The sequence below is a fragment of the Cupriavidus sp. BIS7 genome, assembly GCF_000292345.1.
In the GTDB taxonomy this organism is placed as follows: domain Bacteria; phylum Pseudomonadota; class Gammaproteobacteria; order Burkholderiales; family Burkholderiaceae; genus Cupriavidus.
In genome coordinates, this window is the sequence record NZ_ALOU01000060.1 from 57808 (window position 1) to 72501 (window position 14694).

The following is a 14694-nucleotide window of genomic DNA, read 5'->3' on the forward strand; positions in this document are numbered from 1 at the left end:
GGCAGCCGGCGCGTCGCACCGGCATACCGCGCGGGCGGAAATTACTGGGCGAGCGTGGCGCGTACCGTGTCGGCCACGTTATCCACGGTGAAGCCGAAGTGTTTGAACAGCACGCCGGCCGGAGCCGATTCGCCGAACGTGTCGATACCGACAACGGCCTGGACCTGGTACTTCCACCAGAAATCGGTGACGCCCGCTTCCACAGCGATGCGCGGAACGCCGGCCGGCAGCACGCTGGCCTTGTACGCGACGTCCTGCTTGTCGAACACGGAGGTCGACGGCACCGACACCACGCGCACGTGCACGCCTTCGACGGCCAGCGCATCGGCGGCGCCCACGGCCAGGCCGACTTCCGAGCCCGTGGCAAGGATCACGGCGTCCGGACGCTTGGTGCGCGGGTTCTTCGCATCGCGCAGCACATAACCGCCGCGTGCGATATTGGCGCGCGTGACGTCGTCACGCTTCTGGAACGGCAGGTTCTGGCGGCTGAAAATCAGGCAGCTCGGACCATTCTCGCGACGGATCGACTGCGCCCAGGCCACGGCGGTCTCGGTGGTGTCAGCGGTACGCCAGACATCCATGTTCGGGATCAGGCGCAGGCTGGCCACATGCTCGATCGACTGGTGAGTCGGGCCGTCTTCGCCCAGACCGATCGAGTCGTGCGTGAACACGAACAGCGAGCGGATCTTCATCAGCGCGGCCATGCGCAGCGCGTTGCGGCTGTAGTCCGAGAACGTCAGGAACGTGGCGCCGTAGGGAATGTAGCCGCCATGCAGCGCGATGCCGTTCATGATCGCGCTCATGCCGAACTCGCGCACACCGTAGTTGATGTGGTTGCCCCACGAATCAACGCGCACGGCCTGGCTGCCCGACCAGTTGGTCAGGTTCGAGCCGGTCAGGTCGGCCGAGCCGCCCAGGAATTCCGGCAGCACCGGCGCCAGCGCCTCGATCGAGTTCTGGCTGGCCTTGCGCGTGGCGATCGTCTCGGCCTTTTCTTCGCACTTGGCGATGAATGCGTCGACGGTGGCATCGAACGCGCCCGGCAGCTCACCGCGCATGCGGCGCTTGTACTCGCCGGCTTCGTACGGATGCACTTCTGCGTAGGCGTCGAACAGCGCGTCCCAGGCCTTTTCCAGCGCGTGGCCGGTAGCCTTGGCGTTCCAGGCCGTGTAGACATCCTGCGGCAGTTCGAACGGGGCGTGGGTCCAGCCCAGTGCCTCGCGGGTGGCCAACACTTCGGCGCCGCCCAGCGGAGCGCCGTGCACGTCGTGGCCGCCTGCCTTGTTCGGCGCGCCCTTGCCGATCACCGTACGGCAGCAGATCAGGGTCGGCTTGTCGCTGGCCTTGGCCAGCGCGATGGCGTGGTCGATGGCTGCCACGTCGTGCCCGTCCACGGCGCGAATCACGTTCCAGCCATAGGCTTCGAAGCGCTTCGGGGTATCGTCGGCGAACCAGTGCACCACGTCGCCATCGATGGAGATGCCGTTGTCATCCCAGAACGCGATCAGCTTGTTCAGCTTGAGCGTACCGGCCAGCGAGCAGGCCTCGTGGCTGATGCCTTCCATCAGGCAGCCGTCACCCATAAACGCATAGGTGTGGTGATTGACGATGTCGAAGCCAGGGCGATTGAACTCTTCGGCCAGCAGGCTCTCGGCCAGCGCCATGCCGACGGCATTGGTGATGCCCTGGCCCAGCGGGCCGGTCGTGGTTTCCACGCCCGGGGTGATGCCGTATTCCGGATGGCCTGCGGTCTTGCTGTGCAGCTGACGGAAGTTCTTAAGTTCTTCGATCGGCAGGTCGTAACCCGTCAGGTGAAGCAGCGCGTAGATCAGCATCGATCCGTGGCCGTTGGACAGCACGAAGCGGTCACGGTCAGGCCAGTGCGGATTGACGGGGTTATGCTTCAGGTGCCGGCCCCACAGCGCCACGGCGATGTCTGCCATACCCATCGGCGCGCCGGGGTGACCGGAGTTGGCTTGCTGGACGGCGTCCATGGCAAGTACGCGGATGGCATCCGCCATCAGCTTGACGGGTTGGGTAGCGTAAGGACTTGTGGCGGGATGAGCGAGGGCAGACATGCGAGAACCTGACGGCGGGAAAACCGCAATTTTAGCAGAAGCAGGCGGAATTCCCGGGGTGGAACCAGCATCTCGAAGGGGGTCTCAGGCCTGGACCGAGTGGCTGGCGCCCGGTATCGGCACCACATTGAGCGAGATCACGCTGCTGGCGGCCGCCCGGACCGCCCATCAGCAGGTGGAAATCGGCGAGAACGCGCACTTTGGACGGATTTTCCGCCTGGATGACCGCGTAATGAGCACTGAAGCCGACGCCTGGATCCAGCACGAGCTGATGGTGATGCCGATGGCGGCCGCGCACGGCACACCGCGCAGCGCACTGGTGGTGGGCGGAGGTGACGGCGGATCGGCATTCGAACTGCTGCGCATCCCGACGATGCGTGAAGTGGTCGTGGCGGAACTCGATGGCGAGGTGATTCGGCTGGCACGCGAATGGCTGCGCGGCATTCACCAGGGTGTTCTCGACGAACCGGGCGATCCGCGCCTGAGCCTGGCGGTTGGCGAGGGGCTGGGCCTGATGGAGGCCTTTGCGCGCGCCGGGCGCCAGTTTGACCTGATCGTCTACGACCTGACCGAGGCCGACGATGGCAGCCCGGCAGCGGCCCTGTTCTCCCCGCATGGATTGCAGACGGCGCGCCGCTGCCTGTCACCTGGCGGCGCGATGTCGTTGCATCTGGGGCCGCCGCTGCATCGGCCGGAATCCGCACGGCGGCTGCTTGCACGATTGCGCCAGACGTTCCCGCATGTCGCCCCGTTGACGACGTTCGTGCCAGCGTACGGCGCGCTGTGGGGCATTGCGCTGGCCAGCAACACGCTCGATATTGCCGCGCAGCCTGCCGAACGGATTTCCGCACGCCTGCGGCAGTGGAAGCTCGAGCACAGCCTGCGCGCCTACCACGCCGACCTGCACCCCGCGCTGTTCGTCCATCCACGTCATCTTCAGGCGATCTTCGACAGCGGCAGCCGTCCCGCGTAACATGCACGAGCGTCCCGCGCGCATCAGCGCGGCGGGACGAGATTCGTGCCACCCGGGAGATCATCATGCCCAGACCGCCCAACACGCCCTGGCTGACGCCCTACCTGACGGTCGCCAGCGGTCGCGCCGCCCTGGATTTCTATCAGCGTGCGTTCGGCTTCTCGGCCGGCCACGTCCTCGACGAAAACGGGGTGCCAATGCACGCCGAGATGCACTACCAGGATCAACTGGTAGTCATGTTCGCGCCTGAAGGAGCCTGGGGCAGCACGGCGCGCACACCGCGTTCGCTCGGCGTGGAGGCACCGCAGACGTTTTACCTCTACTGTGCCGACGTGGACGCGATGTACGCACGGGCCATTGCGGCTGGCGCCATCAGCGTGACGCCTCCGGCTGACCAGTTCTGGGGCGACCGGTACTGCATGGTCGAAGATCCCGATGGCTATCGCTGGGGCTTTGCCACGAGGCTGGCAATGGCTCCGGAATCCAAACCCACCCCCTGATGCCACCCAGATTTTTTGTCGATGCGGCGCTGACTGCCGAAGCTGTACTGGATTTACCCGAGGCCGTTGTGCGTCACGTCCAGGTATTGCGCCTGGCGCCCGGCGACGCCATTACATTGTTCAATGGCCAAGGCGGCAGCCATGCGGCCGTGCTGGCCGACATCGGCAAACGCCACGCCACTGCCCGGCTTGGCGCGCACGATACGTCGGAAGCCGAAACGCCGTTCGCCGTCACGCTGGCGCAGGGCCTGGCCGGCGGGGACAAGATGGACTGGCTGATCGAAAAGGCCGTGGAGCTTGGCGTATCGGCCATACAGCCGCTACAGGCGGCCCGCTCGGTCGTTCGCCTGTCCGGCGAGCGCGCCACGAAACGCCAGTCTCACTGGCAGGCGCTGATCGAGGCCGCGTGCGAACAGTGCGGACGGAATCGCCTGCCGGCGTTGGCGCCTGTCGCAAACCTGGAATCGTGGCTGGCAGGCGCACCGGCAGCGGCGGCCAAGCTGCTGCTCTCGCCACGCGCATCGTCCTCGCTGCCCGAACTCGCGCAGGCGGAGCGCGAGGCCTGGCGTGCGGGCGGCGTGACGCTGCTGATCGGCCCCGAAGGCGGCCTGTCGCCAGAGGAAGAAGATCTGGCACGGCGCGCCGGCTTTATCGGCGTGTCATTGGGCCCGCGTATTCTCCGAACTGAAACTGCCGGGCTGGCTTGCCTGGCAACGTTGAACGCCATTCTTGGCGGATTCTGATCTGGAAAGGAGCTGGACATGGGACTACTCGATAACGTGCTGGGCGGCGTGCTCGGCCAACTGGGCGGCCAACAAGGCGAACAAGCCGGAGGCGGACTGAATCCCAAGATGATGATGGCGCTCGGCCTGCTGGCGATGATGGCGATGCGGCACCAGGGCCAGGGAGCGGACAGCGGCGCGGTGGCCGCGGATGCGGGTGCCGGTGGTGGCCTTGGCGGTCTGCTGGGCGGGTTGCTCGGAGGTGCCGGTGGCGCAGGTGGTGGTGCCGCGCCCGGTGGTCTGGACCTCGGCTCCCTGCTTGGCGGCCTGCTCGGCGGCCAGGGTGGTGCCGGCGATTCGACGCAGGCCATGGGCGCGGCCGCCGGTGGCATCGGCGCATTGCGCGATGTCCTGGCGCAGGCCGGGCTGGGCCAGCAGGTGGATTCATGGATCGGCACGGGTGCCAATCAGGCCGTGAGCGCTTCGGATCTGTCCCATGCACTGGGTGGCACTGGCGCTCTCCAGTCGCTGGCGGAGAAGACCGGGCTGTCGACCGAGGACGTCGCATCGAGCCTGAGCGAGGGCCTTCCCGAGCTGATCGACCGGCTGACGCCGAACGGGACGGTGCCGCCGGCTGCCTGACGCCGGCTTGCACAAGAAAAAATGCCCGCTTCTGCAGCGGGCATTTTTCATGGTTCAGGGTGCGGCGCCAGGAAGCGCCATCGACGCTCAGGCAAACGAATAGAACACCCGGAACTGCACCTTGCGCTCGCCCCAGAATTCGGCGGCGTCACGGAATACGTCCAGCAGCACCTCTCGCGCTTCCTTGTCGAACTTCTGCGCAATCGGCAGGCCTTCCAGCACGATCACGAAGCCTGGCTGCGGGCCAGCCTTGTGGATCATGTCAGTCAGGCAATCGGACAAGGCATCGAAGTTCTTGCCGAAGTGCTTCGGGAACGTGAACTCAGTGGCAATGCGCTCAAGAATCTCCGCCTTGCTGGCGCAATCAGCGCAGTTGGCGTAGAGGAAGTGCTGATTCATCGCGGCGGCTGCCTGGGCCAGCTCGGGCACGCGGAAGGCGCGGATCGACTGGACGATGTTGGGACGCACCGTCTTGAACAGATTCATGGCTTCCTCGTTGGTGCCGTTTTCAGCGCAGGTCACCATGACAGGCGCGCATGCGGGCGGAAGTCGGTGCGTCAGATCCTGGCGCGGCATCATCAACACGTTGTCGTAGAGGTTCTGGGCCTGATGGTGAGCCCTTTGCCAGCCATCTCCGGCGCCGCGCTCCTCGCGGGCGGCAAGGGCGTCGCCCAATCCGAAAATGTCAGTCATCATTTGGTTATCCGTTTGAAACTGTTGTAGTGGTCTTCCGTGTAATAGCAGTCGTTGGCGGCGCGTTGATCACCACCGCAGACAATCCGCTTGGCTCCCCGGTTCCGGCTATCGCTGTTCTTGACGGTGTACTCGCGGTAGTACCCGCGAGGCTGCTGCGGCAGGCTGTGTTCGTAGTTGCCGAAACGCGAACCGTCTTTCTCGTACGGGAACGGCCCGCCAGACTCGATACGGTCCAGCGTCTGCTGTGCCTCGTTGGGCAACTGCTGTGCGGCGATGGTTCCCACCACCCCCTGCACATCTTCGGGCGACTGCCTTGCCATGACGCCTTGCGGCATCACCAGCGCCATCGATAGCGCTGCGCCCGCCAACACGTGGCCCAGGCTTCGCACCAGGCTCAGGGACTGCCAATGTGACTGCCGCTGCGACTGGCTCGGGGAAATCCGGGAACCCACGTTATTGAAAAAGTTGGCGAAAAGTTATTGGGGACGCACCCCGGCCCTGACGATCATCGCTCGCAGGTGCCGGCGCGCTCAAGGCGAACGCCCGCATTCAAAGGCGTAAGGTTACGCGCATGTCCATCATTAATCAATCCCTGCGCCAGCTGCCGCCTATTTTTCTCAATTGTTTCAACATGTTATGGAAATGTGTGCGCACACTAACCCCGCAAGCGGCAATATCTTGCGGGCGTGAAAAAAGCCGGGCGAGCCCGGCTTTTTTCATTACGGCTTCAGGAAACCTGAATCCGTCGCAACATCAGTGCATCATCAGCCCTTGGCCGCTGCATCAACCACCACCAGCGCAGTCATGTTGACGATACGGCGCACCGTGGCCGACGGCGTCAGGATGTGCACCGGCGCCTTGACGCCGAGCAGGATCGGGCCGATGGCCACGTTGTTGCCAGCCGCCACCTTGAGCAGGTTGTACGAGATGTTGGCCGCATCGATGTTCGGGCACACCAGCAGGTTGGCTTCGCCCTTGAGCGTGCTGTCCGGCACCAGCGAATCGCGCAGCTTTTCGTCGAGTGCGCTGTCACCGTGCATTTCGCCGTCGACCTCCAGGTCCGGCGCGCGTTCGCGCAGGATCTTCAGCGTGTCGCGCATCTTGCGTGCCGACGGCGCTTCCGACGTACCGAAGTTCGAATGCGACAGCAGGCCCACCTTCGGCTCGATACCAAAGCGCTTGAGCTCTTCCGCGGCCATGATCGTGATTTCGGCCAGTTCCGCGGCGGTCGGATCGACGTTGACGTGCGTGTCCACCAGGAAGATCTGGCGGCCCGGCAGTACCAGGCCGTTCATCGCGGCGTACACGCAGTTGGTGCCGCCAATTACCTGGTCGATATAGCGCAGGTGAGCAGCCGTGGTGCTGACCGTGCCGCAGATCATGCCGTCGGCTTCGCCCTTCTTGACCAGCATCGATCCGATCAGCGTGGTACGGCGGCGCAGCTCCAGCTTGGCGTACTGCGGCGTAATGCCTTCGCGCGCCATCATGCGGTAGTACGTGTCCGAATACTCGCGGAAGCGCTCGTCGTGCTCGGGGTTCACCACCGTGAAGTCCTCGCCCATGCGCAGACGCAGGCCGAAACGCTCGATGCGGTGCGCCAGCACGGCCGGGCGGCCGATCAGGATCGGGTTGGCCAGCTTTTCATCGACGATCACCTGCACCGCGCGCAGCACGCGCTCCTCTTCGCCCTCGGCAAAGACGATGCGCTTCTTGTCCTTCTGCACCTTGCGGGCGGCCGCGTAGATCGGCTTCATCAGCGTGCCCGAGTGGTAGACGAACTGCTGCAGCTGCAGGCGGTACGCGTCCATGTCCTCGATCGGGCGCGATGCCACGCCCGACTTGGCGGCGGCCTCAGCCACGGCCGGCGCGATCTTGACGATCAGGCGCGGATCGAACGGCTTCGGGATCAGGTATTCGGGGCCGAACGACAGATCCTGGATGCCGTAGGCCGAAGCCACGATATCGCTCTGCTCCTGGCGCGCCAGTTCCGCCACGGCATTCGCGGCGGCGATTTCCATTTCACGCGTGATCGTCGTGGCGCCGCAATCGAGCGCGCCGCGGAAGATGAACGGGAAGCAGAGGACGTTGTTGACCTGGTTCGGATAGTCGGTACGGCCCGTGGCGATCACGGCGTCCGGACGTACTTCCTTGACCAGCTCCGGCATGATTTCCGGGTTCGGGTTGGCCAGCGCCAGCACCAGCGGCTTGTCGGCCATCTTCTGCACCATCTCGGGCTTCAGCACGCCGGCGGCGGACAGGCCCAGGAAGATGTCGGCGCCCTCGATGACCTCGGCAAGGCGGCGCTTGTCGGTCTTCTGCGAGAAACGCGCCTTTTCCGGGTCCATCAGTTCGGTGCGGCCTTCATAGACCACGCCGGCCAGGTCCGTTACCCAGATATTCTCGATGGGCAGGCCCATGTCGACGAGCAGGTCCAGGCAGGCCAGCGCGGCGGCGCCGGCACCAGAGGTCACCAGCTTGACCTTGGAGATGTCCTTGCCCACCACCTTCAGGCCGTTGACCACGGCTGCACCCACGACGATTGCGGTGCCGTGCTGGTCGTCGTGGAAGACGGGAATCTTCATCCGCTCGCGCAGCTTGCGCTCGACGTAGAAGCACTCCGGCGCCTTGATGTCTTCAAGGTTGATACCGCCGAACGTCGGCTCGAGCGAGGCAATGATGTCGACGAGCTTTTCCGGGTCTTTCTCGTCGATTTCGATATCGAACACATCGATACCGGCGAATTTCTTGAACAGGCCGCCCTTGCCTTCCATCACCGGCTTCGACGCGGCCGCGCCGATGTCGCCAAGGCCCAGCACGGCGGTGCCGTTGGTAATCACGGCCACGAGGTTGCCGCGCGCGGTGTAGCGGAACGAATCAGCCGGATTGGCGACGATTTCCTCGCAAGCGGCGGCCACGCCCGGCGAATAGGCCAGGGCCAGGTCGCGCTGGTTCGACAGCGGCTTGGTCGGGGTGACGGAAATCTTGCCGGGGGTCGGAAACTCGTGATACTCGAGCGCGGCCTTGCGCAGCGCCTCACGCTGCTGCTGTTTCAGATCGTCTTGGGACGGGGACTGCTGAGGGCTTGTCATCTGCGCATCTTCCGATCGGTGGAGCCGCACTGTATAGCGCTTGCGTTGAGGTGCGGGCCGGCTCCACGAACCCGCTGTCTCCGCTGTTTGGCGCTCTGGGAACTGCGCATTTTATATTGTGAAATACTATTTCACAATAAGCCTTTTGCGCGGAGCACCTTTGCGTTTCGGTACAATATGCCGCATGCCGATGGGCTTGACCAGCAGGAGTCTCCAAAGGGATTCACAACGCTCGCCCGCCCGGATCCCCCGCCTGCCTCCATGCACGATTCCTCCCCAGCGCTTTCCGAGTTTGACCTGATCCGACGCTTTTTCACGCGCCCTGTCCGCAAGGCCGCGCTGGGCGTGGGCGATGATTGTGCACTGATCGACGCACGACCCGGTCATCAGCTGGCAATCAGCACAGACATGCTGGTCAGCGGCCGGCATTTCTTCCCCGATGTGCCGCCGCGTGCGCTTGGGCACAAGGCGCTGGCCGTGAATCTGTCCGATCTTGCCGCGATGGGGGCCGAGCCGCGCGCTTTCACGCTGGCGCTGGCCCTGCCGGAGGCAGACGCCGCCTGGCTGGCCGAATTCGCCGCTGGCATGCTGGCGCTGGCCGACGACCACGGCTGCGAACTGATTGGCGGTGATACCACGAAAGGGCCACTGACGCTGTCGATCACGGTGTTCGGCGACGTGCCGCCGCGCCAGGCACTGCGACGCGATGCCGCGCGGCCTGGCGACGATATCTGGGTTTCCGGCGCGCTCGGCGACGCCCGCCTGGCCCTGGGCGACTGTCGTGGCGAATGGCTGCTGCCCGAGCCTGATTTCACGCTGATCCGCCCACGGATGGAAATGCCGACGCCGCGTGTGGCGCTGGGTCTGGCGCTGCGCGGTGTAGCGCATGCAGCACTCGACATCTCCGACGGCCTGATCGGCGACCTCGGCCACATCCTCGAGCGTTCCTCGGTTGGCGCGATTGTCGACGTCGACGCGCTGCCGCGCTCGGAAATCCTCGGCGCCCAGCCGCTGGAGTGTCAGCGGGCCTGCGTGCTGGCCGGTGGCGACGACTACGAATTGTGTTTCACTGCCCCGGCAGGTGCACGCGAAGCCATCGCGGGCATTGGGCGACAGCTTGGCCTGCTGCTCACACGCGTCGGATCGATCACGCCGGAGGCCGGCCTGCGCCTTGTTGATCGTGACGGCAACCCCTACCTGTTCACGGGCACGTCGTTCGATCATTTCGCCGCGCCCTGACACGCGGCGCACAAGCCGTGTCATGATGCCGCCCATGCGCGCGGGAGAAATTTCCCAGGCACCTTTTCCAGGCCCAAAACGCGCCCTAGAACATAAAGACTGACGAGCCAATCCTTGATGTCCGCCTACCCACCCGGGGCCGCACCGAGCGACCCCGCCGATCCCGTCACGCTGGAAGCCGGCCAGACCGTGAAAGTCACGCGGCCGACGGCCCGTTTCATGCTCGGCCACCCGGCCCGCCTGATCGCGCTGGGCTTCGGCTCCGGCCTTTCCCCGGTCAGCCCTGGCACCATCGGCACGCTGTTTGGCTGGCTGACGTTCGTCGTGATTTCGAAGTGGGTCGACCCGACCACATGGCTCTGGATCATCGCGGCAGGCTTCCTGCTCGGCATCTGGGCCTGCCTGCGCACGGCGCGCGACATGGGCGTCTACGACCATGGCAGCATGGTCTGGGACGAGATCGTCGCGTTCTGGCTGGTGCTGCTGTTCGTGATGCCGACCGGATTCTGGGGCCAGTTCGCCGCATTCGTGTGGTTTCGCTTCTTCGATATCGTCAAGCCGGCACCAATCCGCTACTACGATCGCACGCTCAAGGGTCCGGGCTTTATCGGCGCGTTCGGCGTGATGTTCGACGACATCTTCGCGGCGTTCTACACGCTTCTCGTCTTCGCCTTGTGGCGCTCGATCTGAGCGCCAACCACACCGGATTTTCAGGAACCCGCCGTCATGTCCGTCAGCCGACTGCTCGACCAGCTTGCCATTCAGGCCGGAGCCGCCCTAGCGGAACATTCGCTCATGCTTGCCACCGCGGAATCGTGCACGGGCGGACTTGTCGCCGCTGCGATCACCGACGTTTCGGGGTCTTCTGGCTGGTTTGAGCGCGGCTTCGTGACCTATTCGAACGAAGCCAAGACAACGATGGTCGGTGTTCCCGTGAAGTTGATCCGCGATCATGGCGCGGTCAGCGAGGAAGTGGCTCACGCGATGGCCGAAGGCGCGCTGCTGAACAGCCGCGCGCAGGTGGCGCTGTCGATCACGGGAATTGCCGGCCCGGGTGGCGGCACGGCCGAGAAGCCGGTTGGCATGGTCTGCTTTGGCTGGACCAACCGCATCACCACGCAGACGGACACGCAGCGATTCAAGGGCGACCGCGCCCAGATCCGCCGTCAGGCCGCCGAACATGCGATGCGCGGGTTGCTGGAACTGATTCGGAACGAAGCCTGAGAATTACTCCCCCTCCCATTTCTTGGGAGAGGGGAAAACCCAGAACCCCAATCAGCCGTGCCGATAGCGGTTGATTGCCTCGCGCGTCTGCAGCGCCACGTTGCGCGCCGCGATGGCGAAGTCCTTTTCGCGGCTGGCGTACAGGATCGCCCGCGACGAATTGATCATCATGCCGGTGCCGTCGGCCGTGCGGCCAGCCTTGACGGTAGCCTCGATATCGCCGCCCTGGGCGCCAATGCCGGGGATCAGCAGCGGCATGTCGCCGACGATCTGACGCACTTTCGCGATCTCATTCGGGAACGTCGCGCCCACCACCAGACCCATCTGGCCATTGGTATTCCAGCGCTCGCGCGCGGCCTCGGCCACCACCTGATACAGCGGCTTGCCATCGACCTGCAGGAACTGCACGTCCGACCCACCGGGATTGGACGTCCGGCACAGCACGATCACACCCTTGCCGGGATGCGCCAGGTATGGCGACATCGAATCGAAACCCATGTATGGGCTGACCGTCACGGCATCGGCCTTGTAGCGCCCGAACGCCTCGATCGCATAGTGCTCGGCTGTGGAGCCGATATCACCGCGCTTGGCGTCCAGGATCACGGGGACGCCCGGATGGGCGTCGTGGATGTACTCGATGAGCTGCTCGAGCTGATCCTCGGCGCGCTGCGAGTGGAAATAGGCGATCTGCGGCTTGAAGGCGCAGACCAGGTCTGCGGTGGCGTCGACGATCTCACGGCAGAACGAGAAGATCGCACCGCCCGTGCCGGTCAGGGACAGCGGCAGCTTGGCCGGGTCCGGATCGAGCCCGACACAAAGCAGGGAATCATTACGCTGCCACGCGGCGGACAGCTGCTCGGTAAAAGTCATGGGATGTTCGGAGTTCGGGTGAAGCCGGCGGCCCGGCTGTGAACCAGTGTCTACACAGCATAACGCGGGCATGCGCCGGCCGGTTGGCAGCAAAGTTGCCCCGGCGGGGTTTTGCATTGCAACAAATGGCGTTGGCGGCAATTTTACCTGTTGGCGTGATATTGTCTGAAGCTTCCGCTTAAAAGAGCGACCCCGACGCCTTTCCGAATCTTTTGGTCAGCGCGTCCGCATGTCGCCACGTCTCCCCCTTTCCCCATGACACTCGACCGCCGCGGTCTCATCCTCCTCGTCATCCTGACCATTGCCTGGGGCATCAACTGGCCGATCATGAAGCTGGGCGTGGCGCACTTTCCGGCGATGGGTTTCCGGATGCTGTGCATGGTGGGCGGGCTGGTGGCACTGGGCCTGGCGCTGAAGATTCGCGGCGATTCGCTGCGCGTGCCGCGCGCGGCCTGGGGTACGGTCCTGAAACTGGCGATCCCGAACATGGTGATCTGGCACCTGTTCGCAATTTGCGCGGTCAAGATGCTGTCATCGGGCCGCGCTGCGATTCTGGGCTACACAATGCCGATCTGGGCCGTTGTGTGGGGCCTGGTGATCTATCGCGACCGCATCGCGCTGTCGGCGTGGATCGGCATCGGCTGCGCGCTGGCCGGCACGATCCTGCTGCTGTCGGGCGAGATCGCAGCCCTGACCGGCAGCCCGGCCGGCTCGCTGATGATGCTCGTGGCCGCTGCCGGCTGGGGCTTCGGCACCCAGCTCCTGAAACGCAGCCATACAGACGTGCCGATCGGCCCGCTGACATTCTGGATGCTGGCCATCACGCTGCCGTTCCTTGCCATCGGCTCGTTGCTGTTCGAGACCGGCTGGCGCATGCCTACCGCGATCGAATGGGGCGCCATCGCCTACAACGCGGTGGTGGTCTTTGCGTACTGCCAGCTTGTCTGGTTCATGCTCGCGCGCAGCCTGCCGCCCGTGGTCTCCAGCCTGTCGATCATGTTCATCCCCGTCGTTGGGGTGTTTTCGGGCATGTGGCTGCTCGGCGAAACACCGCACTGGCAGGACTATGCAGCCATCCTGCTGATGTTCGCATCGCTGTCCTCGGTGATGCTCGCCCCCTTGCTGCGCCGGCGTATGTGAAGCAGTGGCGGGTAGCAACGCCAAGGAGATTTCACTTAACAAGCCCCCCCGCGTTGGATTACACTCGCGGCCATCAGAATCCCGGAGAAAGTACGTGGGCAGTAGCATCGGGTGTTCGAGTTGCAGCGGCACGGCCGCAGCACCGTCGAATGCCATGTCACTGCGGGCTGCGTAACGTCGATCCGTGCGGGGCCCGGTCCCTGCCCGTCGCCGTCCTTGCCCGCAGACACCTGCGGGTGAGTGTCTTTCCGTTTCCCCTTGCGGCCGCCGCACCGGCTGCCGCGTCGCGCTTCGGATCTTCCCTCCCCCGGCTTGCCAGCCATATCCCGGCAAACACGCAGGCAAACGCCATCGCGTAGCGGCACACACTCGCCGCAGCGCGATCACGCTTGCCCGGCCGCGCCATGATCACATTGCTGGTGAGCCTTGCCTGCGCCCGTCTCCGATGTAGACCCAGCGCAATCGGCGGTGCTATCGCGATGAAGCGAAGCACCTCCAAGTAACAAGGAATCCAAGGGATGATCAATCTGTTCGTCCTGCAGAAAGGCCGGCTTGCCCAGGAGCAGGTCGACGAGCGCAACGAGCTGCTGCAGCACAAGCCCATCTGGATCGACGTGGTGAGTCCCGACGACGAGGAACTCGCGTGGATCAAGGAAGCATACGGCGTGGTCCTGCCGGAACTCGAGGACCTTGGCGACCTCGAAGCCTCGGCCCGCTATTTCGAGGGCGAGGACGAGAACATTCACATCCGCACGGACTTCCTGCTCGACGAGGATGAAGCGTCGCGCAACGTACGCGTGGCCTTCGTGCTCACGCGCGACGTTCTCTTCTCGATTCACGACGAGGACCTTCCCGTGTTCCGCCTGGTGCGGCTGCGCGCGCGGATGCGCCCGGGCTCGGTGCGCAACGCCAAGGACGTGCTGATGGACCTCTACGCGACCGACGCCGAGTACTCGGCCGATTCGATCGAGGAAATCTACGAGCGACTGGAAGAAGCCAGCCGCCGCGTACTGGCCGAGAACGTGACCGACGCCGCCGCTGCCGACGTGCTGGAAACCATCGCGCGCGAGGAAGACCTGAATGGCCGCATCCGCCGCAACGTCATGGATACGCGCCGCGCGGTGTCGTTCCTGATGCGCAGCCAGTTATTGTCAGCCGAACAGCAGGATGAAGCGCGCCAGATCCTGCGCGATATCGATTCGATCGAGAACCACACCGCGTTCCTGTTCGACAAGATCAACTTCCTGATGGATGCCACGGTCGGTTTCATCAACATCAACCAGAACAAGATCATCAAGCTGTTCTCGGTGGTGTCGGTGGCGCTGATGCCGCCCACGCTGATCGCCAGCGTCTACGGCATGAACTTCAAGGTGATGCCCGAGCTTGACTGGGCCGCGGGCTATCCGTGGGCGATCGGGCTGATGGCGGTCTCCGCGGCGATTCCGCTGGTGTATTTCCGCAGGAAGGGCTGGCTGGGCTAGTTGACGCGCCTGGTCTTGCTCCCCTCTCCCGCACGGCGGG

At 64.6% G+C, this 14694-nt stretch carries 14 protein-coding genes; 9 read left to right on the top strand and 5 right to left on the bottom strand.

Going from position 1 to position 14694, the window contains the following annotated elements:
• Positions 1 to 41 precede the first annotated feature (41 nt).
• Positions 42 to 2078, bottom strand: a complete 2037-nt coding sequence (tkt, locus tag B552_RS0120190; protein ID WP_026035863.1) for a transketolase — start codon at positions 2076 to 2078, stop codon at positions 42 to 44.
• 58 nt (positions 2079 to 2136) lie between these two features.
• Here tkt and B552_RS0120195 point away from each other — a divergent pair, with 58 nt between their 5' ends.
• The 4 genes from B552_RS0120195 to B552_RS0120210 all read left to right on the top strand — a co-directional run bounded on the left by B552_RS0120195 (position 2137) and on the right by B552_RS0120210 (position 4915).
• Entirely contained in the window at positions 2137 to 3051 is a 915-nt protein-coding gene (locus tag B552_RS0120195; RefSeq protein ID WP_237718293.1) for a spermidine synthase, read from the top strand.
• Positions 3052 to 3116: 65 nt separating this feature from the next.
• Positions 3117 to 3551: a VOC family protein gene (locus tag B552_RS0120200; RefSeq protein WP_019450871.1), complete on the top strand. Its 435-nt coding sequence runs from the start codon at positions 3117 to 3119 to the stop codon at positions 3549 to 3551.
• The gene (locus B552_RS0120205; RefSeq protein WP_019450872.1) at positions 3551 to 4294 is read left to right on the top strand and encodes a 16S rRNA (uracil(1498)-N(3))-methyltransferase; all 744 of its coding nucleotides are present in this window, start codon (positions 3551 to 3553) and stop codon (positions 4292 to 4294) included. The genes B552_RS0120200 and B552_RS0120205 overlap by 1 nt, the downstream gene beginning before the upstream one ends.
• An 18-nt stretch (positions 4295 to 4312) precedes the next feature.
• Positions 4313 to 4915 (top strand): YidB family protein, encoded by a 603-nt coding sequence (locus B552_RS0120210; RefSeq protein ID WP_019450873.1) that lies wholly within the window; start codon positions 4313 to 4315, stop codon positions 4913 to 4915.
• 87 nt (positions 4916 to 5002) lie between these two features.
• Here the strand turns inward: B552_RS0120210 and B552_RS0120215 are convergent, their stop codons facing one another.
• The 3 genes from B552_RS0120215 to B552_RS0120225 all read right to left on the bottom strand — a co-directional run bounded on the left by B552_RS0120215 (position 5003) and on the right by B552_RS0120225 (position 8700).
• A complete protein-coding gene (locus B552_RS0120215) occupies positions 5003 to 5611 on the bottom strand; it encodes a barstar family protein (RefSeq protein WP_019450874.1) in 609 nt (202 codons plus the stop codon).
• Positions 5608 to 5946, bottom strand: a complete 339-nt coding sequence (locus tag B552_RS0120220; RefSeq protein WP_237718295.1) for a ribonuclease domain-containing protein — start codon at positions 5944 to 5946, stop codon at positions 5608 to 5610. The genes B552_RS0120215 and B552_RS0120220 overlap by 4 nt, the downstream gene beginning before the upstream one ends.
• Before the next feature lie 429 nt (positions 5947 to 6375).
• A complete protein-coding gene (locus B552_RS0120225) occupies positions 6376 to 8700 on the bottom strand; it encodes an NADP-dependent malic enzyme (RefSeq protein ID WP_019450876.1) in 2325 nt (774 codons plus the stop codon).
• Between the two features lie 261 nt (positions 8701 to 8961).
• On the opposite strand from B552_RS0120225, the gene thiL reads away from it, so the two are divergent.
• The 3 genes from thiL to B552_RS0120240 all read left to right on the top strand — a co-directional run bounded on the left by thiL (position 8962) and on the right by B552_RS0120240 (position 11163).
• Positions 8962 to 9939, top strand: coding sequence for a thiamine-phosphate kinase (gene thiL, locus B552_RS0120230; RefSeq protein WP_026035866.1), 978 nt, complete (start codon positions 8962 to 8964; stop codon positions 9937 to 9939).
• A 117-nt stretch (positions 9940 to 10056) separates the two neighbouring features.
• The gene (locus B552_RS0120235) at positions 10057 to 10629 is read left to right on the top strand and encodes a phosphatidylglycerophosphatase A (RefSeq protein ID WP_019450878.1); all 573 of its coding nucleotides are present in this window, start codon (positions 10057 to 10059) and stop codon (positions 10627 to 10629) included.
• A gap of 36 nt (positions 10630 to 10665) precedes the next feature.
• Complete coding sequence (locus B552_RS0120240) at positions 10666 to 11163, top strand: CinA family protein (protein ID WP_019450879.1); 498 nt, start codon at positions 10666 to 10668, stop codon at positions 11161 to 11163.
• A gap of 51 nt (positions 11164 to 11214) precedes the next feature.
• Here B552_RS0120240 and pyrF read toward each other — a convergent pair whose 3' ends face one another.
• Positions 11215 to 12033: an orotidine-5'-phosphate decarboxylase gene (gene pyrF, locus B552_RS0120245; RefSeq protein WP_019450880.1), complete on the bottom strand. Its 819-nt coding sequence runs from the start codon at positions 12031 to 12033 to the stop codon at positions 11215 to 11217.
• Positions 12034 to 12288: 255 nt separating this feature from the next.
• Between pyrF and B552_RS0120250 the strand changes: the two genes are divergently transcribed.
• Together B552_RS0120250 and corA are read left to right on the top strand one after the other, a co-directional pair.
• On the top strand, positions 12289 to 13173 hold the full coding sequence (locus tag B552_RS0120250) for a DMT family transporter (RefSeq protein WP_019450881.1): 885 nt from the start codon (positions 12289 to 12291) through the stop codon (positions 13171 to 13173).
• A 518-nt stretch (positions 13174 to 13691) separates the two neighbouring features.
• Entirely contained in the window at positions 13692 to 14654 is a 963-nt protein-coding gene (corA, locus tag B552_RS0120255; RefSeq protein ID WP_019450882.1) for a magnesium/cobalt transporter CorA, read from the top strand.
• Positions 14655 to 14694: the final 40 nt, after the last annotated feature.

Bases quoted from the DNA above. Each gene is read 5' to 3' on its own strand.
- B552_RS0120215 (WP_019450874.1), bottom strand. From the start codon at position 5,611: ATGATGACTGACATTTTCGGATTGGGCGACGCCCTTGCCGCCCGCGAG.
- B552_RS0120235 (WP_019450878.1), top strand. From the start codon at position 10,057: ATGTCCGCCTACCCACCCGGGGCCGCACCGAGCGACCCCGCCGATCCC.
- pyrF (WP_019450880.1), bottom strand. From the start codon at position 12,033: ATGACTTTTACCGAGCAGCTGTCCGCCGCGTGGCAGCGTAATGATTCC.
- B552_RS0120205 (WP_019450872.1), top strand. From the start codon at position 3,551: ATGCCACCCAGATTTTTTGTCGATGCGGCGCTGACTGCCGAAGCTGTA.
- B552_RS0120250 (WP_019450881.1), top strand. From the start codon at position 12,289: ATGACACTCGACCGCCGCGGTCTCATCCTCCTCGTCATCCTGACCATT.
- corA (WP_019450882.1), top strand. From the start codon at position 13,692: ATGATCAATCTGTTCGTCCTGCAGAAAGGCCGGCTTGCCCAGGAGCAG.
- B552_RS0120210 (WP_019450873.1), top strand. From the start codon at position 4,313: ATGGGACTACTCGATAACGTGCTGGGCGGCGTGCTCGGCCAACTGGGC.
- B552_RS0120220 (WP_237718295.1), bottom strand. From the start codon at position 5,946: ATGCCGCAAGGCGTCATGGCAAGGCAGTCGCCCGAAGATGTGCAGGGG.
- thiL (WP_026035866.1), top strand. From the start codon at position 8,962: ATGCACGATTCCTCCCCAGCGCTTTCCGAGTTTGACCTGATCCGACGC.
- B552_RS0120200 (WP_019450871.1), top strand. From the start codon at position 3,117: ATGCCCAGACCGCCCAACACGCCCTGGCTGACGCCCTACCTGACGGTC.
- B552_RS0120240 (WP_019450879.1), top strand. From the start codon at position 10,666: ATGTCCGTCAGCCGACTGCTCGACCAGCTTGCCATTCAGGCCGGAGCC.
- tkt (WP_026035863.1), bottom strand. From the start codon at position 2,078: ATGTCTGCCCTCGCTCATCCCGCCACAAGTCCTTACGCTACCCAACCC.
- B552_RS0120225 (WP_019450876.1), bottom strand. From the start codon at position 8,700: ATGACAAGCCCTCAGCAGTCCCCGTCCCAAGACGATCTGAAACAGCAG.